This is a genomic window from Vibrio sp. 11986-1-5 (assembly GCF_963878025.1).
In the GTDB taxonomy this organism is placed as follows: domain Bacteria; phylum Pseudomonadota; class Gammaproteobacteria; order Enterobacterales; family Vibrionaceae; genus Vibrio; species Vibrio injensis.
On record NZ_CAWNVW010000050.1, the window covers coordinates 195,968 to 215,630 of the forward strand.

16 protein-coding genes are annotated in these 19,663 nt (G+C 44.4%); 1 reads left to right on the forward strand and 15 read right to left on the reverse strand.

The features are described from left to right. Positions 1-13: 13 nt before the first annotated feature. Positions 14-1,153: a glutamine-hydrolyzing carbamoyl-phosphate synthase small subunit gene (gene carA / locus AACS00_RS12415; protein WP_110167613.1), complete on the reverse strand. Its 1,140-nt coding sequence runs from the start codon at positions 1,151-1,153 to the stop codon at positions 14-16. Positions 1,154-1,412: 259 nt separating this feature from the next. Between carA and AACS00_RS12420 the strand changes: the two genes are divergently transcribed. Continuing rightward, positions 1,413-1,541 (forward strand): hypothetical protein, encoded by a 129-nt coding sequence (locus AACS00_RS12420; protein ID WP_258306864.1) that lies wholly within the window; start codon positions 1,413-1,415, stop codon positions 1,539-1,541. Positions 1,542-1,631: 90 nt separating this feature from the next. Here the strand turns inward: AACS00_RS12420 and dapB are convergent, their stop codons facing one another. The 14 genes from dapB to murE all read right to left on the reverse strand — a co-directional run bounded on the left by dapB (position 1,632) and on the right by murE (position 19,638). Beyond that, complete coding sequence (gene dapB, locus AACS00_RS12425) at positions 1,632-2,441, reverse strand: 4-hydroxy-tetrahydrodipicolinate reductase (protein WP_110167664.1); 810 nt, start codon at positions 2,439-2,441, stop codon at positions 1,632-1,634. Positions 2,442-2,533: 92 nt separating this feature from the next. Then, the gene (mutT, locus tag AACS00_RS12430) at positions 2,534-2,932 is read right to left on the reverse strand and encodes an 8-oxo-dGTP diphosphatase MutT (protein ID WP_072668964.1); all 399 of its coding nucleotides are present in this window, start codon (positions 2,930-2,932) and stop codon (positions 2,534-2,536) included. Between the two features lie 70 nt (positions 2,933-3,002). Beyond that, positions 3,003-5,714 carry a preprotein translocase subunit SecA gene (gene secA / locus AACS00_RS12435; RefSeq protein ID WP_110167614.1) on the reverse strand — a complete coding sequence of 904 codons (2,712 nt, stop codon included), beginning with the start codon at positions 5,712-5,714 and terminating at the stop codon, positions 3,003-3,005. A gap of 452 nt (positions 5,715-6,166) precedes the next feature. Further along, a complete protein-coding gene (gene lpxC / locus AACS00_RS12440; RefSeq protein WP_110167615.1) occupies positions 6,167-7,084 on the reverse strand; it encodes a UDP-3-O-acyl-N-acetylglucosamine deacetylase in 918 nt (305 codons plus the stop codon). Between the two features lie 96 nt (positions 7,085-7,180). Continuing rightward, on the reverse strand, positions 7,181-8,395 hold the full coding sequence (gene ftsZ / locus AACS00_RS12445) for a cell division protein FtsZ (protein WP_072668872.1): 1,215 nt from the start codon (positions 8,393-8,395) through the stop codon (positions 7,181-7,183). A 30-nt stretch (positions 8,396-8,425) separates the two neighbouring features. Beyond that, the gene (ftsA, locus tag AACS00_RS12450; protein ID WP_072668873.1) at positions 8,426-9,688 is read right to left on the reverse strand and encodes a cell division protein FtsA; all 1,263 of its coding nucleotides are present in this window, start codon (positions 9,686-9,688) and stop codon (positions 8,426-8,428) included. Positions 9,689-9,702: 14 nt separating this feature from the next. Continuing rightward, on the reverse strand, positions 9,703-10,461 hold the full coding sequence (locus tag AACS00_RS12455) for a cell division protein FtsQ/DivIB (protein ID WP_072668874.1): 759 nt from the start codon (positions 10,459-10,461) through the stop codon (positions 9,703-9,705). Between the two features lie 178 nt (positions 10,462-10,639). Next, positions 10,640-12,103, reverse strand: a complete 1,464-nt coding sequence (gene murC, locus AACS00_RS12460; RefSeq protein WP_110167616.1) for a UDP-N-acetylmuramate--L-alanine ligase — start codon at positions 12,101-12,103, stop codon at positions 10,640-10,642. 3 nt (positions 12,104-12,106) lie between these two features. Next, positions 12,107-13,183 carry an undecaprenyldiphospho-muramoylpentapeptide beta-N-acetylglucosaminyltransferase gene (gene murG / locus AACS00_RS12465; protein ID WP_072668876.1) on the reverse strand — a complete coding sequence of 359 codons (1,077 nt, stop codon included), beginning with the start codon at positions 13,181-13,183 and terminating at the stop codon, positions 12,107-12,109. Beyond that, complete coding sequence (ftsW, locus tag AACS00_RS12470; protein WP_072668877.1) at positions 13,170-14,357, reverse strand: cell division protein FtsW; 1,188 nt, start codon at positions 14,355-14,357, stop codon at positions 13,170-13,172. Before ftsW ends, murG begins: the two co-directional genes overlap by 14 nt. A 7-nt stretch (positions 14,358-14,364) precedes the next feature. After that, positions 14,365-15,696, reverse strand: a complete 1,332-nt coding sequence (gene murD, locus AACS00_RS12475) for a UDP-N-acetylmuramoyl-L-alanine--D-glutamate ligase (RefSeq protein ID WP_110167617.1) — start codon at positions 15,694-15,696, stop codon at positions 14,365-14,367. Between the two features lie 17 nt (positions 15,697-15,713). Continuing rightward, positions 15,714-16,796, reverse strand: coding sequence for a phospho-N-acetylmuramoyl-pentapeptide-transferase (mraY, locus tag AACS00_RS12480; RefSeq protein ID WP_072668879.1), 1,083 nt, complete (start codon positions 16,794-16,796; stop codon positions 15,714-15,716). After that, positions 16,793-18,154: a UDP-N-acetylmuramoyl-tripeptide--D-alanyl-D-alanine ligase gene (locus AACS00_RS12485; protein ID WP_110167618.1), complete on the reverse strand. Its 1,362-nt coding sequence runs from the start codon at positions 18,152-18,154 to the stop codon at positions 16,793-16,795. The genes mraY and AACS00_RS12485 overlap by 4 nt, the downstream gene beginning before the upstream one ends. After that, the gene (gene murE, locus AACS00_RS12490; protein WP_110167619.1) at positions 18,151-19,638 is read right to left on the reverse strand and encodes a UDP-N-acetylmuramoyl-L-alanyl-D-glutamate--2,6-diaminopimelate ligase; all 1,488 of its coding nucleotides are present in this window, start codon (positions 19,636-19,638) and stop codon (positions 18,151-18,153) included. Before murE ends, AACS00_RS12485 begins: the two co-directional genes overlap by 4 nt. Between the last annotated feature and the right edge of the window lie 25 nt (positions 19,639-19,663).

The following is a 19,663-nucleotide window of genomic DNA, read 5'->3' on the forward strand; positions in this document are numbered from 1 at the left end:
CTACTACTCCGAATTAGGCTGTATGCTGTTTAATTAATTCAATGAAATGGTCAAAAAGAGGAGCGGCATCGTGGGGACCTGGGCTGGCTTCTGGATGACCTTGGAAGCTAAACGCAGGTTTATCTGTGCGATGAATGCCTTGTAATGAGCCATCAAACAGTGATTTGTGAGTTGCGCGCAACGTGTCTGGTAAGCTTGCTTCATCAACAGCAAAGCCATGGTTTTGCGCTGTGATCATCACAACATTACGCTGTAAATCTTTTACGGGATGGTTCGCACCATGGTGACCAAATTTCATTTTGACTGTCTGCGCACCAGAAGCTAAGGCTAAAATTTGGTGTCCTAAACAGATCCCAAATACCGGTAATCCTTTCTCTAAGAACACTTTAGTGGCTTCAATTGCATAAGTACATGGAGCGGGGTCACCAGGACCATTGGATAAGAAAACACCATCAGGGTTGAGTGCTAATACTTCTTCGGCTGACGTTTGTGCTGGTACAACCGTTAAGCGGCATCCTCGGTCAACCAACATACGTAAGATGTTACGTTTGGCTCCGAAATCGTAGGCAACGACGTGATAAGGTAGCTCGCTGTGGTCTTTTGCTTCAGGAAGTCCACCTTCCAACGTCCACGAACCTTGTTGCCATGCATACGCTTCTTGTGTTGTAACCTCTTTCGCAAGATCCATTCCTTTTAAGCCTGGGAAATTTTTTGCTTTCTCGAGTGCAAATGCTTCATCCAACGAATCACCAGCCATAATGCAGCCATTTTGCGCGCCTTTTTCCCGCAAAATACGCGTCAGTTTACGCGTATCAATCTCTGCAATACCGAGAATATTTTGTGATTTTAGATAGTCAGAAAGAGAGCGTTGATTACGGAAGTTGGAAGCGATAAGAGGGAGATCGCGAATCACTAGGCCTTGGGCATGGATAGAAGAGGATTCTTCGTCTTCAGTATTAGTTCCGGTATTACCAATGTGGGGATAAGTGAGAGTAACAATTTGTTGAGAATAGGAAGGGTCAGTGAGAATTTCTTGGTACCCCGTCATCGAAGTATTAAAAACAACTTCACCAACGGAAAAACCCTCTGCCCCAATGGACACTCCGTGGAACACTGTCCCATCTTCTAGGACCAACAGTGCTGGTTTACTCAAGACAACCTCCAGAATAAAAATGCATTAAATATAAATTAAATCTCAAATCTGCCTTCCTGTTCGCAGCGAGACGTTGCTTGAGGGTATGTTAGACAAATTGGCGGTATTCTAAGGTTCACACTAATCCCTGTCAACAATCGTTGATAAATTAAATTTTAATTTATCAACTTGCCAATAAAAACCAAACCAAAGCCAACAAAATGATACTTTTCTTACCTTTTTATCGCCAATAATGATGAAATAAATAAAAAGCACCTAAATGACCAGTAAAAAAAAACAACAAAAAAACCAAAAACAAAAGCAAACGATAAACAAAGACGAAAACAATCAAAAACAGACAACTAAAGCAAAAACACCAACCAACCCGATGTTTATTACAACAAAATAGCTATAATTAAGCTTTTAAAAAAAGCTTAATATTCTTAGTTAACGTGAATAAAAAAAATGCGCCAATCTAAACTGGCGCATAATTATGTAATTAAAGCTCATTCAAATTGAGCACATCGGTCATCGAATAAAGCCCGGCGGGTCTGTCCGCTAACCAAATAGCCGCTTTCACAGCCCCATTAGCAAAGGTCATACGATCGGTCGCTTTATGAGTAATTTCTACTCGCTCACCAATATCGGCAAACATAGCTGTATGTTCACCAACAATATCGCCAGCACGAATCGTGGCAAAACCAATTTCATGCCGAGATCTTTCACCAGTGATCCCTTCACGAGCATAGACCGCTACATCATTAAGCTGATTACCCATCGCATGAGCAATCGCCTCTCCCATACCAATCGCGGTTCCAGAAGGTGCGTCCACTTTAAAACGATGATGAGCTTCAATGATCTCAATATCGCAATAATCCCCCATCACTTGCGCGGCTTTTTCTAATAACTTAAAGACTAGGTTAACGCCAACACTGTAGTTCGGAGCCATAACAATAGGCACCTGCTGAGCAGCAAGCTTAATTTGTATTAATTGCTGTTCATCAAACCCAGTGGTACCAATCACCAATTTCTTTTGGTGTTTTTGACATAATTCAATATTGGCTAACGTACTAGTAGGGGCAGTGAAATCAATGATCACATCGAAATCATTGACGGCTTGCTCTAGATTATCGACTAAAGCAACATCAAAACGTCCCTCACCACACAATTCTCCAATATCTACACCGACTAGTGATGACTCAGGACGCTCGGAACCTGCCCCGACGATGGTATTGGGATTATAATAACTTGCCTTGACGAGATTGCGTCCCATACGACCAGCAGCACCTGCAATCGCAATTCTTATCATTGCTTCTTTCTCCATTTATCATTCCATGGTTCGCGATAGACGATTTATCCACTACCCTTAAACTAACAACTATCCTCGATGCTGGCTAGCACTTAGAGTAACTCTTTCATCACTCGCTCAACAATCGCATTATTAGCCGCAGGGAAAGCGTAGTTTGTCAGGTCACTGATCAGGACCCATTTACCTTGTTGGCCTTCTTTACCGAAAGGTTGGCCTTCGAAATGACTCACTAACATGAAATCAAACATTAAGGCTTTATCAGAGTAATCAAATTCAAGATGTTCAAACAAATTCTGCTCAGTAACCGTAATACCAATCTCTTCATACAATTCACGAGACAAAGCTTGCTTAATGCTTTCACCAGCCTCAACCTTTCCTCCAGGAAACTCCCATAACCCCCCTTGATGTTTATCATCAGGGCGTTTAGTAATATAAATCTGTGAACCTTCAGAATTAACAATAATCCCGGCAACGATATGAATACGTTTCATGCGTTTTCCCATACGATATAGATTAAAAAAAGAGTCGCCTAAGCGACTCTTTTTACTGAATTAAATAAAATTAATCAATTTTACCGTGACACTGTTTGTATTTTTTACCACTACCACAAGGACAAGGCTCATTTCGTCCGACTTTACGCTCTTCACGGACCATCGGATGATGTCCATCATCTTTATTCTGGTTATCGCTACTAGGATGTTGAGCTTGAGCACGACGAGCAACCTCTTCAGCTTGAGCAATACGCTGAGCTTCCATACGCTCCACTTCATCTTGCTGTTGCACGCGCACTTTTGACAAAATAGCAATCACATCAGATTTTAATGAATCAAGTAACCCTTCAAACAGCTCAAACGATTCACGTTTATATTCCTGTTTTGGATTTTTCTGCGCATACCCACGTAGATGGATCCCTTGACGTAGATGATCCATAGCTGCGAGATGCTCTTTCCATAGCGTATCCAGTGTTTGTAACATGACGGATTTTTCAAAATTACGCATGACAGAGACACCAACCGCTTGCTCTTTCTCTTTATACACGGTGGCTGCTTGTTCAAGAATTCGCTCACGCAACGCTTCTTCATAAAGCTTATCGTCTTCATCTAGCCAAGTTTGAATCGGTAGAGCAAGATCAAAATCATTTTTCAAGCGCTCTTGTAATCCCTCAATATCCCACATTTCTTCTAACGATTGTGGGGGGATGTAGGTATCAATGACCGAATTAAAGACATCAGCACGATTGTGTTCAATCATGTCGCTAATATCATCCACTCGCATTAGCTCGTCACGGAGTTCATAAACGACTTTACGTTGATCATTGGCTACGTCATCGTATTCCAAGAGTTGTTTACGTATATCAAAGTTACGACCTTCAACTTTACGTTGCGCTTTTTCAATCGAGCGAGAAAGCATTTTACTTTCTATGGCTTCGCCTTCGTCCATACCGCTCTGAATTAAGCTCGCCATACGATCTGAGGTAAAGATACGCAGCAAACTGTCTTCCATAGAAAGGTAGAAACGCGAAGAGCCGGCATCACCTTGACGGCCAGAACGACCACGTAATTGGTTATCAATCCGACGAGATTCATGACGCTCGGTACCAATAATGTGCAAGCCGCCGGAAGCAAGTACTTGATCATGTACTTTTTTCCACTCAGCTTTAATTTGATCAATCTGCTCTTGAGTTGGGTTATCTAACGACTCAACCTGTGCCTGCCAACTACCGCCGAGAACAATATCCGTACCTCGACCCGCCATATTGGTGGCGATCGTTACAGCCCCTGGCTTACCAGCATCAGCAACAATTTCTGCTTCTTTTTCATGGAATTTCGCATTCAGGACGTTATGTTTGATCTTGGCTTTTTTTAGAGCATGAGAAAGCAGTTCCGACTTCTCAATTGATACGGTACCAACCAGCACAGGTTGACCTTTTTCTACTCGATATTTAATGTCTTCAATAATCGCTGCAAACTTCTCAGCCTCAGTGCGATACACCACATCCGGCATATCATCTCGGACCATTGGTTTATTGGTTGGGATAACCACCGTTTCTAAGCCATAAATTGACTGAAATTCGAAAGCTTCGGTGTCAGCAGTACCTGTCATGCCTGACAGTTTTTCATATAAACGGAAATAGTTTTGGAAAGTGATCGAAGCTAAGGTTTGGTTCTCATTTTGAATTTTGACCCCTTCTTTTGCTTCAACGGCTTGGTGTAAACCATCAGACCAACGACGTCCAGGCATCGTTCGTCCGGTATGTTCATCAACAATAACCACTTCACCATCATCGGTAACGATATAATCGACATTTTTCTCAAATAAGACATGAGCACGTAATGCCGCATTAACGTGATGCAATAAGCTAATATTATTTGGAGAATATAACGTATCTCCTTCTTCCATTAAGCCATTACGCACTAACAACTCTTCAACAAATTCCTGTCCAGTTTCCGTCAGGTAAACCTGTTTGGATTTTTCATCCACGGTATAATGGCCATCACCACGATAATCTTCAGAGTCTTCTTTATCTTGCTGCTGGAGATTAGGAATCAATGTATTAATTCGTGTATATAATTCTGAGCTATCTTCGGCAGGACCAGAGATGATCAATGGCGTACGCGCCTCATCAATTAAGATTGAGTCCACCTCATCCACTACCGCAAAAAAGCGTTCGCGTTGCACTCGGTCTTCCATACGGAACGCCATATTATCGCGCAAGTAGTCAAAACCGAACTCATTGTTGGTTCCGTAAAGGATATCAGCAAGATAGGCTTGTTTTTTCTCATGAGGCGGCATATTGGGAACGTTAATACCAACGGTCATGCCCAAAAACTCAAACAGAGCACGGTTGGTTTCCGCATCACGTTTAGCTAAATAGTCATTGACAGTAACGATGTGTACGCCTTTGCCCGCTAAGGCATTAAGATAAGCTGGCAGTGTTGCGGTGAGTGTTTTACCTTCACCAGTACGCATTTCGGCGATTTGCCCCGCATTTAAGACCATACCACCAATTAATTGCACATCGAAATGACGCATGCCAAACACACGTTTAGAAGCTTCACGTACGGTAGCAAAGGCTTCTGGTAATAGTTGATCCAACGATTCTCCCTGCTCAATACGCTGACGAAACTCGATAGTTTTTGCTTTTAGTTCATCATCAGAAAGGGTCGCAAATGCAGGCTCAAAATTATTGATTTCTTTAACGATTTTTCTTAAACGGCGCAAGGTTCGGTCGTTTCGACTGCCAACCACCTTTGTCAGTAGCTTAGTTATCATTTTTTATGTATCTCTCTTTACTTAGATCGTCCCGATCTGCTTTAAATATTTCCAGTCTCTCTCTATCTTCAACTAAGGATACTGAGATAAATCATGTCCTTTGGATATTGTGATGAAGATGTGTATTTTCAAGACACCAAGCCAATTAAGTCATGCTCAGTGTAAGGATTTCTATCGGTAACCATCAATGGTCATAACACCAGAGACGTAAGATACCATTTTACTTAATCAGAACGAAGTCTGTTATACCAACTAAACTCACTCAAAATACTGACAGCAAGTCCCACTTGAAGCAAAACAGGCTCAACGTTACCGAAGAGGCAAAGAATTACCGCCGTTTTATTAATACATTGCCGCTTAAATAAGCATTAAACAGGTAAACGTTCAAGATGAGTAAATAAAGAATAAATAAAAAAGCCAGACTCAGTCTGGCTTTTTTATTTATTCTTTATTTATGCAATAACCATATTCGGCTCTGCAAAAGCAACAGGAGATCCTACTTCTTCTTCGAATGTAGCCCATTCCCAGGCTTCTTGGTCAGCTAATAGCGCACGAAGTAGCTGGTTATTCAAACCATGTCCTGATTTGTAAGCTCTGAATTCGCCGACAATGGCATGACCACACATGTAAAGGTCACCAATGGCATCCAATACTTTGTGAGTGACAAATTCATTAGCAAAACGCAAACCTTCCTCGTTCAAAATGCGATAATCATCGAGTACGATAGCACAATCGAAACTACCACCAAGGCAAAGGTTTTGCGACTGTAAATACTCTATATCACGCATAAAACCAAACGTTCGGGCGCGAGAGATTTCTTTCACAAAGCCTTGCGAAGAGAAATCAAACACCAGATGCTGCTCATCACCATCAATCGCCGGATGATTAAACTCTATCTCGAAATCCATTTTAAAGCCATTATGAGGGCGTAACTCCGCCCATTTGTCTTCATCTTGGAATCGTATTGGTTTCTTGATACGAATGAAACGCTTAGGTGCATTCAGTTTTTCTATACCGGCCTGTTGTAATAAGTACACAAATGGGCTGGCACTGCCGTCCATAATAGGAATTTCCGGCGCATCTACTTCAACAATAACATTGTCGATCCCCATGCCAGCCAAAGCCGCATTGAGATGCTCAACAGTTGAGATACGGATACCATCATCGTTAACTAATGCCGTACACAGCATAGTATCTCTTACTGATGCTGGATCAGCAGGGAAGTCAACAGGTGGGTTAACATCAGTACGACGATAAATAATACCCGTGTTTGCAGCAGCTGGGCGAAGAGTAAGCGTGACTTTACGACCAGAGTGAAGGCCCACTCCAGTTGTTTTCACTATTTCTTTCAGAGTACGTTGTCTGATCATCTACTTGCCTCTATTTCGATGCCACAAAGCTCGACCGATAAAAAACCGACCGACATCTTACCAAAATTTTGAACGGTGTCAAATTGTGGCGCTATTTTAATCAGCCTGACGACGTAAAAAAGCCGGAATATCCAAGTAACCGCTCTCTTTCTCTGGCTTAGGTGCCGTACTTTGACTGGCAGAAGAAGCACTACTCGTCGTTGGTGCTGACGGAGTTTTCACTTCTACTTTTTCCTGCAAAGGTTGTGCCATTCTATCTTCCACTTTAGTTGCTGAAGCAACGTTCTGTGGTTGAGCAATGGCGGCGGTTTTCGGTTTGCTACCACCAGCAACTAGTGTGATATCCGGTTTTCTCTCGTTACCAATACCCGTTGCCACTACCGTTACACGAATTTCATCGGCCATGTCTGGATCAAGTGAAGTACCAATCACGACGGTGGCATTGTCTGATGCAAACGCTTTAACCGTGTTACCCACCGTTTCAAACTCATCAAGACGCATATCCAAGCCAGCCGTAATATTAACTAATACGCCACGAGCTCCTGCTAGATCGATGTCTTCTAGAAGCGGACTTGAGATGGCCATTTCTGCCGCCTCTTCTGCTCTATCTTCACCTCTAGCTACACCGCTGCCCATCATCGCATGACCCATTTCAGACATTACTGTTCTTACATCAGCAAAGTCGACGTTAATCATGCCGGGACGAGTAATCAGTTCAGCGATGCCTTGTACGGCATTTTTAAGTACGTCGTTCGCGCTGGCAAAGGCTTCAAGTAGAGTAATACCACGACCCAATACTTTGAGCAGCTTCTCGTTAGGAATAGTGATTAAAGAATCAACGTGTTTCGATAGTTCTTCAATACCTTGTTCTGCAAACGCGAGGCGCTTTTTGCCTTCGAAGCTAAATGGCTTAGTTACGACAGCAACCGTTAGGATGCCAAGCTCTTTAGCCACTTCTGCAATCACCGGAGCGGCACCAGTTCCAGTACCACCACCCATACCAGCGGCGACAAATACCATATCGGCACCAGAGAGAATTTCTTTAATTCTTTCTCGATCTTCGAGAGCAGCATCACGACCAACCTGTGGGTTAGCGCCTGCGCCAAGTCCTTTAGTAATGTCACCACCGATTTGGATAACCGTACTAACATTACTTTTACGAAGTGCTTGCGCATCTGTATTGATACTGATGAATTCCACGCCTTCGATGGACTCACGCACCATGTGTTCTACAGCGTTACCGCCACCACCACCTACTCCAACGACTTTGATTACCGCATCGTCAGACATTTCCATCATCGGTTCAAACATGTGTTATCTCCGTTTTTCCTGCTTATCAGGTTAAAACTCTTTTTGTATCCAATTACGCAAGCGGCTAAATAAACTCGAAACTGATTGGCGCTTAGGCTCTTGATAGTCAGTGTCATCATTTATTTGGCTATCCCTTGCGTAATGAAGTAAACCCACCGCCGTAGAATGATACGGCTCTTTTACATAATCGGTTAAACCACTCACTTCGAGCGGTTTCCCCACCCTAACTTGATTGCGGAATACTCGCTCTGCACAGTCGACTAATCCTTCAATTTGCGCAGCACCACCAGTCAGTACCACACCAGCTGCGAGATGATGTTTAATACCATCTTTACGCAGCTTATCTTGAACCGTGTCGATGATCTGATTCACTAACCCCATTAACTCAGTGTAGCGAGGCTCTATCACTTCCGACAAGGTTTGTCTTTGTAAACTTCGTGAGGGACGTCCACCAACACTCGGAACGTTAACCGTATCATCCTTACTCACCAGTTCACTCAGTGCACATCCATATTTAACTTTTATCTCTTCAGCATCGCTCACAGGTGTACCAAAAGCAAACGCAATGTCACTCGTCACTGCATTACCAGCATAAGAGAGCACTTCTGTATGTCGTAATGCTCCGCCAGTCCAGATAGCGATATCCATAGTGCCCGCACCAATATCTATCACACAGACTCCAAGTTCACGCTCATCTTCAGTGATCACTGCATGACTAGCGGCTAATCCTGAATACACTAGCTGTTCAACTTTCAACCCACAACGTTCAACGGCTTTAATGATGTTTCGAGCCATATCATTGTGACAAGTAATCAGGTGGACGCTAACTTCCATGCGAACCCCTGATAATCCTAATGGATTTTTAATCCCTTCTTGATAATCAATGGTAAATTCTTGAGGAATAACATGTAAAATCCGTTGCTCCTCGCCAATTTTAATCGATTTGGCAGTATGGATAGCTCTATCCATATCATCCTGAGAGACCTCCTCATCAGAGATGGTTCCCATACCTTTTTCTATACGGCTTGCAATATGCCGGCCAGATATAGATAGAAAAACGTGACTTATTTGGCATTCTGCCATTAATTCTGCTTGATCGACGGCGCGCTGTACCGATTTAACAACGGATTCCAGATCGTTAACACCGCCTTTATCCATGCCTCTTGATGGACTACTTCCCGCACCGATAATATTAATTTGACCGTCAGGCAGGATCTCACCGACCAACGCGGACACCGTTGCGGTACCAATATCTAATCCAACTACAAGGCTATCATTGGCCGATTTCGTCATTTAAACTCTCTTTGTCACTCTTGCTCTGAGAACCAACCTACTGCGGCACCTGTATCGTATCTGAGATCGATATAACTGACTCGCTCAGCATCTTGGCCTAATCGCTTATAAAGTAGGAAAAAACGTGCAATACGTTCATCTAATGACTCTTTGCCTAATTCTAAGCGGATACCGTTATCCAAAATAATTTGCCAAGCTCGGCGCTCATTCAATAGCAGGGAAGAAATATTTAATCCTAGCGCTTGAAACTGCGGATTGTATTGCCGCCAAACCGCGAGTACTTGAGGACCACTGTCATCGGGTCCATACAATTTAACATACTCTTGTTTCACCGCGGCGATATCGCCATTAAAAACCTTGCCTTTATCGTTAAGCAATGCATTACCATTCCAAATCGCTGCCACTTGATGTTCGGTTAAAAACACCTTAATAGTATCTGGCCATTGTTTGCGAATAGAAGCATGAGCAACCCAAGGAATCGCCTGTGCCCGGCTCTGTAAAACATCAATATCTTGCGACATAAACGTGCCAATATGCTCTAGCTCCGCAAAAGCGCGCTGAACGTCGAGTGTCGAGACATAATGTAAATCGCCCTGCAAGACTAATTGGGAAAGGGGCAGACGATGTTCATCCCACATCCAACTGATCGTTGAGTACAACAAAGCGCCTATCAACAACAGCACCATCAAGAAGAAGCACCCAGATGCGGTATGCTGTTTTACTTGAGATGAAGTGGATAAGCGGCGACTTTCCGTTAACACATGGTTAATCAAAGTCCGATGATCCTGATGTCGACTAGCAATGTGATTCCCTATATCGTTGCTCAATAGAGGTAAAAGCACTGACATTAACCTTCGAATTATACTGAGCAGATGAAAACTATCAAATACTCAAGTAAAGAAATCGCTGCTTAATGGTCATTTATTTGTCATAAGTGCTCAGTTATGCAACTTATAGACATTGTTGCATTTGCTCAATATCTAATTTTAATGCGGCAAGTTGTTTGGCTATTTTACCAATATCGCCGGCTCCTTGCGTCAAAACTAAGTCACCATCTTGCAGAATATTGGCTAAAACTGCAGGTAATGCTGCACTATCTGGAATAAAGATCGGATCTATTTTTCCACGACGGCGAATCGTTCGGCACAATGAGCGTCCGTCAGCTCCAGCGATCGGCTTCTCTCCTGCAGAATAGACATCCAACATCAGTAGAACATCAACCTGCTCAAGTACATGAGCAAAGTCATCGTACAAATCACGCGTACGGGTGTAACGATGAGGTTGGAAAATCATCACTAAACGTTTTTCTGCCCAACCATTACGAGCAGCCTTAATAGTGACATCAACTTCCGTTGGATGATGGCCATAATCATCGACTAACATAACATGACCATGACCGGTGGCAAACTCACCTAAGTGGTCAAAACGACGCCCAGTACCTTGAGTACTCGCCATCGCACGTAAAATGGCATCATCGTCAATATCATCCTCACTGGCCACGGCGATCGCGGCAGCCGCATTCAACGCATTATGTCGACCGGGAATATTTAAAGTGATCGCCAAATCAGCCCTATCTTTACGCAGCACGGTAAAGTGACCTTGCTGACCTTGTTGGTGGTAATCGGCGATCCGCACATCGGCATCTTCGGAAAATCCATAAGTAATGACATGGCGACTGATACGAGGGATAAGCTCTCTGACTACCGGATCGTCAATACATAATACCGCTTGACCATAGAAAGGCAGATTATGTAAGAAATCAATAAAAGTTTGCTTAAGGGTTTCAAAATCACCACCATAGGTATCCATATGGTCAGCTTCAATATTAGTAACAATCGTTACCATCGGTTGCAGATGTAAAAACGAAGCATCACTTTCATCCGCTTCAGCAATTAATATCCGGCTCGACCCCAAGCGTGCATTAGTTCCTGCACTTTTTACCAATCCACCGTTGACAAAAGTCGGGTCCAGACCCGCTTCTGAATAAATTTGTGTAACTAAAGCCGTTGTAGTCGTTTTACCATGCGTTCCAGCTACCGCAATACCATGTCGAAAACGCATTAATTCAGCGAGCATTTCTGCGCGGCGTACGACAGGAATTCGCTTTTCTCGAGCGGCAATGATTTCAGGGTTTTGCTCATTAATCGCCGTTGACACAACAACCACACTCGCTTGCGATACATGTTGTGCTTGATGACCAAGATAAATCGTCGCTCCTTTATTGACTAAACGCTCAGTCACGGTGTTACTCGATAAATCAGAACCGGTAATGTGATAGCCTTCATTAAGTAGTACTTCCGCTATACCACTCATTCCCGCACCGCCAATGCCAATAAAATGAATACACTTTACTCGGCGCATTTCTGGAATCAGGGCACGAATTTGCGCCAAGTCTTGAGTATGTTTAATTGTCATTGATCATTTCTCATGTTTATCTGCAGTGATGGCGATAATCGCCTCGGCAACCACTTTATCCGCATTCAGCTTGGCCGCTTGTCTGGCTTGTTGAGCCATTGTTAACAGTTGTGGACGATCGAGATTAGCAATAGTATTCGCCAATCGTTCGCTGGTCAGTTCCTGTTGTTCAATCATTAACGCTGCACCACTTGAAACAAGATGATCCGCATTGAGCGCTTGCTGACGATCTTTGTGCATAAAAGGAATAAAAATAGCAGCGACGCCCGCAGCTGATACTTCGGAAACGGTTAACGCCCCTGAACGACAAACGATTAAATCAGCCCACTGATAAGCATCCGCGACATCGTCAATGAATTCTGTTACTTCAAACTGAGTGCAACCTAAATCCGCATAAGCTTGCTCAACTTCAATATGATGACGTTTACCCGCTTGATGACGTATGTGGTAACCGTCACCCAAGATTGCCATGACCTCTGGCAAGGTTTGATTTAAGACCTGTGCACCTTGACTTCCGCCCATGACCAGAATTCGAATGGGTCCTTGTCGCGCGGCTAAGCGCTCTGTTGGTTCAGCGATTTGAGTGACGTCCATCCGCACCGGGTTACCCACCACTGATGCATCACTGAACGCACCGGGAAAAGCTTGAAATACCTTAGTGGCTATTTTCGCTAGCCATTGATTGGTTAAACCTGCCACGGCATTTTGTTCATGGAGAATCACCGGAATACCCTGCAACCAAGCAGCGATACCTCCAGGTCCACTGACGTAGCCTCCCATTCCCAATACCGCATCTGGCTGCCACGCTTGCAAATGACGTCGCGCTTGGCAAATAGCATTTAAGATTTGCCATGGCGCTTTTAGTAAACGTAATACACCTTGACCGCGCAATCCTTTGACACGAATAAAATCAATCTCAATACCGTGTTTAGGTACTAATTCGGCTTCCATGCGATCAGCAGTGCCTAACCAACGAATCTCCCAACCTTGTTGTTGGAGCTGCTTTGCCACTGCCAAGCCGGGGAAAACGTGTCCCCCTGTGCCACCAGCCATGACCATTAAACGTTTATTTTTCTTCATGATGTCTATCTTTTCTTCTATCTTGTAAACGACATTCGTGATCAATTCTTAATAAAATCGATACCGCGACGGACATAACAATCAAGCTTGAACCGCCGTAACTGATCAGTGGTAGCGTTAACCCTTTGGTAGGCACCATACCTGAAGCTGCGCCCACGTTAACCAAAGTTTGAAAAGCAAACCAAATACCAATCCCAAACGCTAAATAACCACCAAATTGCTGATCATGTTCAAAGGCTTTTCGACCAATCAACATCGCCTTAAGTACCAAACTGAAAATCAACACCAGGACTAAACTAACGCCAATAAATCCTAACTCTTCACCCATTACCGCAAAAACAAAGTCGGTGTGCGCTTCTGGTAAGTATTCTAATTTTTGAATCGAGTTACCCAGACCTTGGCCCCACCATTCACCACGACCAAACGCCATTAAAGACTGAGTGAGCTGATAGCCACTGCCAAAAGGATCTTCCCACGGGTCGAGAAACGAGGTAACACGACGAATACGATAAGGCTCTGCCGCAATCAAACCAACGACGACTAACACGCCTGCGACGACCAATGCCAAAAATTGAGATAATTTAGCGCCAGCAATAAACAGCATGCCAAATAATGTGACCAGCATAACAATCACTGTGCCTAAATCTGGTTGCAACAGCAGCAGCACCGCTAACGCTGCAAAAACCATGATCGGTTTCATGAAGCCACCAAAAAAAGTGGCGCGCACTTCATCTTGTTTACGAACCAAATAGCTAGACATAAAAATGAATAGCGCTAGCTTAGCCACCTCTGCAGGCTGGAGATTAAACAAGCCAAGTGGGATCCAACGTGAGGCCCCATTGACCGATTTACCCGCGACCAACACCACAATCAGCAGCACAAATGCGAGGGCAAGAAACACCGAGCTATAACGCATCCAGCGTTCAACGGGGATCTGCAAAATAATCGCCGATGTGCCTAGAGCCAAAAGCAAAAAAATGCCATGCCGAAACATAAAATGAAAAGGTTGATCGGTTAAACGAGAGCTGATCGGAAAAGAAGCCGACGTCACCATGACAAGGCCAATCAACATCAATCCTAACGCAAGCCAAACTAGCTGCCGATCAAACAGCGCTTTCGGTGACGGTGTTTTTAGCCAATAAACGAAAGCGTGCAGTGTGCTTGAGATAGACACAGAAATATTACCTTTTCGTGTAGGCGTAGTGTTTAGCTAGCGCTGCAAAAGCGTCTCCCCTAGCCATAAAGTTGTTAAACTGATCAAAGCTAGCACAAGCGGGAGAGAGTAATACCATATCCCCAGCTTTTAATTGTGGATGAATCTCTTCAATGATCGCAGGTAAACTTGGGTAGTACTGTGCTGAAGGGTGTAATGGCATAAATTGTTGCCCATCAATGCCGAAACAGCATAATTTAACCGGTAAAGTGGCTAAAACAGGCTTCAAAGGCGTAAAATCCGCACCTTTTCCGACACCACCAACCAGCAAATAAAGATCACCGTCTATCGCAAGACCCGATAAGGCGGCCAAGGTACTGGCCAAATTAGTCGCCTTGGAATCATTGACCCAGCGAATGCCATCATACTCTACAACCAGTTGGCAACGGTGTGTCAATCCAGTGTAAGACTTTAACGCCTCTAATGCGTGGGTATACTCTATATTTAGGGCGTCTAAAAGTGCGAGAACCGTTAATGCATTGGCGATATTATGCCGTCCAACAAGGCTCAATTGCGAAACTGCCAGCACTGGCGTTCCTTTGACCGATAAATATTCCTCACCCTGATGTATCTGTAGCGAGTAATCGGCAGCGCCGTTTAAACCAACGCTGAGTATTGGCCCTGAAAAATCATCCGGTAACGTTTGTCGATCATCAGCATTAATCACCGCGGTTTTAGCATGGTTAAAAATACGTAGCTTGGCTTGGCGATACTCCGCCATTCCAGAGTAGCGATCCATATGATCTTCGGACAAATTTAAAAATGCCGCCGCGGCTATCGATAAATGATGAGTCGTTTCCAACTGAAAGCTCGATAACTCTAAAACATAGAGATCAGCCGTTTCCGCTAATAGATCGAGCGCGGGCACACCAATATTGCCTCCCACCGCCGTTTTCACGCCCGCCGCTTTCGCCATTACTCCAGTTAAGTCGGTGACCGTACTCTTACCGTTCGAGCCGGTAATGGCAATCACAGGCTTATCAACATGCCAAGCAAATAACTCAATATCACCCACCACCGGAATGCCAGCAGCAAGCGCTTGCTGTATTTCAGGCGTCGCTAATGCAATGCCTGGATTGGTGACGATCAAATCGGCATCAAGTAGCCAGTCCATATTCCAGCCACCACAGTGCAAAGCTACGTGCTGATCCAAAGACTCTTGACCAGGAGGAGTGAGCCGAGTATCAATAACCCGAATCCGAAGCTCAGGATGATAGCGACGTAAATAGTTGACCACTGAAAGCCCAGTAATGCCTAGCCCAACCACCACAACTTGCTGAATATCTTGCCAACGGTTCATGACTCTGCCTCTACGGATTAGCGTACTTTTAAGGTCGCTAGACCAATCAAAACTAGCACAATAGAGATAATCCAGAAACGCACAATCACTCGCGGCTCTGGCCAGCCTTTTAACTCATAATGGTGATGAATGGGTGCCATTCTAAAAATACGCTGACCACGCAATTTGTAGGAGCCGACCTGCAAGATAACCGAGATAGTTTCCATCACAAATACCCCGCCCATAATTACCAATAGCAGCTCTTGTCTGACCAAAACCGCGATAATACCGAGCGCCCCACCCAAAGCTAATGAACCGACATCGCCCATAAAAACTTGCGCTGGATAAGTGTTAAACCATAAAAAGCCAAGACCTGCGCCAACGATAGCCGTACAAACGACAACCAGCTCTGAGGTATAAGGAATATGGGGGATATGCAGATAGTTAGCAAAATTAACGTTACCCGTTGCCCAAGCAATCACCGCAAAAGCCGCTGCGACTAAAATGGTCGGCATTATCGCTAATCCATCTAGCCCATCCGTTAAATTTACCGCGTTACTGGTACCAACGATCACAAAGTAAGTTAAAGCTATATACAACAGACCAAGCTGCGGCATCACATCTTTGAAAAAGGGCACGACTAACTGAGTAGCAGCCGTGTCTTGACCATGGGCATAAAGAGCAAAAGCGACCACGAGAGCAATAACCGATTGCCAAAAATACTTCCAACGCGCAATTAAACCATCACTATTTTTACGTACGACTTTACGATAATCATCAATAAAACCAATCACGCCATAGCCAAAAAGAACAGCTAAAACTGCCCACACATAAGGGTTACTCAAGTTTGCCCACAGTAATACCGTGATGATGATAGAAGCCAAAATCATCACCCCGCCCATGGTTGGCGTACCACGTTTGCTAAAATGCGACTCAGGACCATCATTACGAACCACTTGACCGATTTGCAGCATTTGAAGACGCTTAATTAATCTTGGGCCCATCCAGAGAGATAAACTCAATGCGGTCAAAATACTCACGATGGCCCGAAAGGATAAATATTCAAACAAACGAAAGAATGAAAAGTAGGGCTGGAGTAACTCCGCAAGCCAAATAATCATGAGAATTTCTCCTTAAGTGCAGCAACAATCTTACTCATACCTGAACTGTTCGCCCCTTTCACTAACAACACATGAGGTTGAGAGGCGCGAACTTCGAGTTGCTGCGCAATAAATATCAGCATGTCTTGATGTGTTAAAAAGTGCTGTCCGTGACACCGTTGGCTAATCACTCGCGCATCCTCTCCGTACGTCAAGACATAGTCAAATTGGAATGGGGCAGCATGTTCACCGACTTGTTGGTGAAGTGCAAGACTTTCTGTGCCTAATTCCGCCATATTACCTAAAATTAACCAACGACAACCAGAGAAAGAAGCCAGCAGTTCAATGGCAGCTTTCATCGCCGGAACACTTGCGTTATAGCTGTCATCAATAAGACGAATCATCGGAGTTAACTGGCTAACGTCAACTCGACCTTTCACAGCAGATAACTGAGCAAGACCAGCGGCCACGTTTTCTAAGCTCGCGCCCATTTCGATTGCTAATGCGCTAGCAGCGAGTGCGTTACTGACATTATGCTGGCCTATTATTCCTAATGTTACGGGTTGTTCACCTTGTGGTGTATGTAAGATGAAACTGGCTTCTCCCGCTTGATTTAACGCTATTTGCGAGGCAAAAAAGTCAGCGTTCTGCTGGTTAACGGAAAAGGTTTTGACTTGTTTATCAGCCAATACTTTACTCCATAGCTCGCCACCATGACTATCCAAGTTAACCAGTGCCGTTTTTCCCGATGCGAGACCTTGATAAATCTCTCCTTTGGCTTGTTTCACGCCATCGATCGAACCAAAACCTTCCAAGTGAGCCGCAGCGACATTATTAACTAGCGCGACATCGGGCTTAACTAACTGGGTTGTATAAGCAATCTCACCAATATGATTGGCACCCAATTCAATCACCGCAAAATCATCTTCTTGGCTCGAGCGAAGTAAGGTAAGTGGTACACCAATATCATTATTGAAATTGCCAGCGGTATACAACACCTGACCTTTAGCACTTAAAATACTAGCAACCATTTCTTTGACCGTGGTTTTTCCACAGCTTCCGGTAATCGCGATGGTTGGCGTTTGGCACTGTTGATGAACCCAACACCCCAGTTGACCTAACGCTTGCTTGGTATTGCTGACGATAATTTGCGCAACATCCACATCGAGAGCGCGTTCAACCATTAATGCTTTAGCGCCAGCATCTATCGCTTGCTGCGCAAACTGATGAGCATCAAAACGTTCACCGACTAAGGCAATGAAAAGCCCTTCAGGCTCAATCCGACGCGTGTCAGTTGAAACAGACGAAATAATGCTATCCGTGCCCAGTAATTGACCTTGCACTACGTGGCTGATCGTCGATAATTGAGTACTGATCATACGGTTAACCCTAAAAGTTGTTGAGCCGACTCTCTGTCCGAATAATGAACGGTTTGATCGGCCAGTACTTGGTAATCCTCATGCCCTTTGCCCGCTAACAAAATAATATCATCGGCATTGGCATGAGTCAGAGCATACTGCAGGGCCTGATAACGATTATGCTCAATGTGCGCTTGAGCATGGCTTAATCCTGCGAGCATATCCTGTACGATAGCGTGCGCAGACTCACTGCGCGGATTATCGTCGGTAAAAATAATGTTATCGGCAAATTGCTCAGCGATCGCCGCCATCATTGGCCGCTTACCGGTATCACGATCACCACCACAACCGAAAATCACCCACAATTTCCCCACGCAATGTACACGCAAAGCACAAAGAGCTTTCTCTAGCGCATCAGGGGTATGCGCATAATCCACAACCACTTTCGCTTTACCCGGTGCGCTGAATAGCTCCATCCGTCCTAAAACTGGCGTTAACTGCGGCGCAGTATCCAGCAAAGCTTGCTTACTAAATCCTAAACTTAATAACGTTGCCAACGAAAGTAGCAGATTACTGGCGTTAAACTCACCGATTAAGGGGACGTGTAAGTTGCCGTCCCCCCAACTGCCATCAAAGGCTAAGTGAATACCTTGCTCGGAATAGCTGACCGACGTCGCCCATAAGCAACGCTCTGTCCTCGGCTGTTGATATAATGAAACCCCAACTAATCCGGGCCATTGTTCCGTCGCCCATTGCGCACCGACCGGATCATCAACATTCAAGATCGCTTGCTGACAATGATGTTCCGTAAATAGGGATTGCTTAGCTTTAGCGTACTCTTGCATCGTACCGTGGTAATCAAGATGGTCGCGACTTAGATTTGAAAAAACCCCTGCGATAAAGGGGAGAGCTTTGACTCGTCCTTGAACCAAACCATGAGAAGAAACTTCCATGGCGGTATATTGAGCCCCTTTATCCGCCAATTGACGTAACGTGGCTTGTACTTCCAATGCATTGCCAGTGGTATTCATCGCTGGCTGTAATTGATTTAAAAACCCATTACCTGTGGTGCCCATTACGGCGGCACGCTCCCCCAACAGTTCCAGCCATTGAGTGATTAATTGACTGATGGTCGTCTTGCCATTAGTTCCGGTTACGGCGATCACTCGGTTTTCATGACCAGCATAAAAACGACCCGCTAATGCCGATAAATGCTTATCCAACGAGGCTAAATAGATGATCGGTTTACCATCAATATCGCTTATCGTACCATGAGGATGCTGTTCATCGGCCTGAGCTAATACGAGATTAGCACCACAAGCCAATGCATCGATGATGAACTGTCGCCCATCAACAGCATGTCCGGCAACCGCCACAAACGTATCGCCTGGTTGTATTTTCCGACTATCGAGCTGCAAGCGCTGAATGGTTAACGAATTGAGTTGCGGATCATCAATCTTCATCCATGGTGCAAGCAATATGGGTAAACCTTGGGTTATCTTCATGTCGATTTCACATTTTCATTTTGAT

Coding starts and splice junctions, on each gene's coding strand:
- AACS00_RS12420 (WP_258306864.1), top strand. CDS start 1,413: ATGACCAGTAAAAAAAAACAACAAAAAAACCAAAAACAAAAGCAAACG.
- ftsZ (WP_072668872.1), bottom strand. CDS start 8,395: ATGTTTGAACCGATGATGGAAATGTCTGACGATGCGGTAATCAAAGTC.
- lpxC (WP_110167615.1), bottom strand. CDS start 7,084: ATGATCAGACAACGTACTCTGAAAGAAATAGTGAAAACAACTGGAGTG.
- dapB (WP_110167664.1), bottom strand. CDS start 2,441: ATGATAAGAATTGCGATTGCAGGTGCTGCTGGTCGTATGGGACGCAAT.
- ftsA (WP_072668873.1), bottom strand. CDS start 9,688: ATGACGAAATCGGCCAATGATAGCCTTGTAGTTGGATTAGATATTGGT.
- murC (WP_110167616.1), bottom strand. CDS start 12,103: ATGACAATTAAACATACTCAAGACTTGGCGCAAATTCGTGCCCTGATT.
- mutT (WP_072668964.1), bottom strand. CDS start 2,932: ATGAAACGTATTCATATCGTTGCCGGGATTATTGTTAATTCTGAAGGT.
- murG (WP_072668876.1), bottom strand. CDS start 13,183: ATGAAGAAAAATAAACGTTTAATGGTCATGGCTGGTGGCACAGGGGGA.
- AACS00_RS12485 (WP_110167618.1), bottom strand. CDS start 18,154: ATGATCAGTACTCAATTATCGACGATCAGCCACGTAGTGCAAGGTCAA.
- secA (WP_110167614.1), bottom strand. CDS start 5,714: ATGATAACTAAGCTACTGACAAAGGTGGTTGGCAGTCGAAACGACCGA.
- mraY (WP_072668879.1), bottom strand. CDS start 16,796: ATGATTATTTGGCTTGCGGAGTTACTCCAGCCCTACTTTTCATTCTTT.
- murD (WP_110167617.1), bottom strand. CDS start 15,696: ATGAACCGTTGGCAAGATATTCAGCAAGTTGTGGTGGTTGGGCTAGGC.
- murE (WP_110167619.1), bottom strand. CDS start 19,638: ATGAAGATAACCCAAGGTTTACCCATATTGCTTGCACCATGGATGAAG.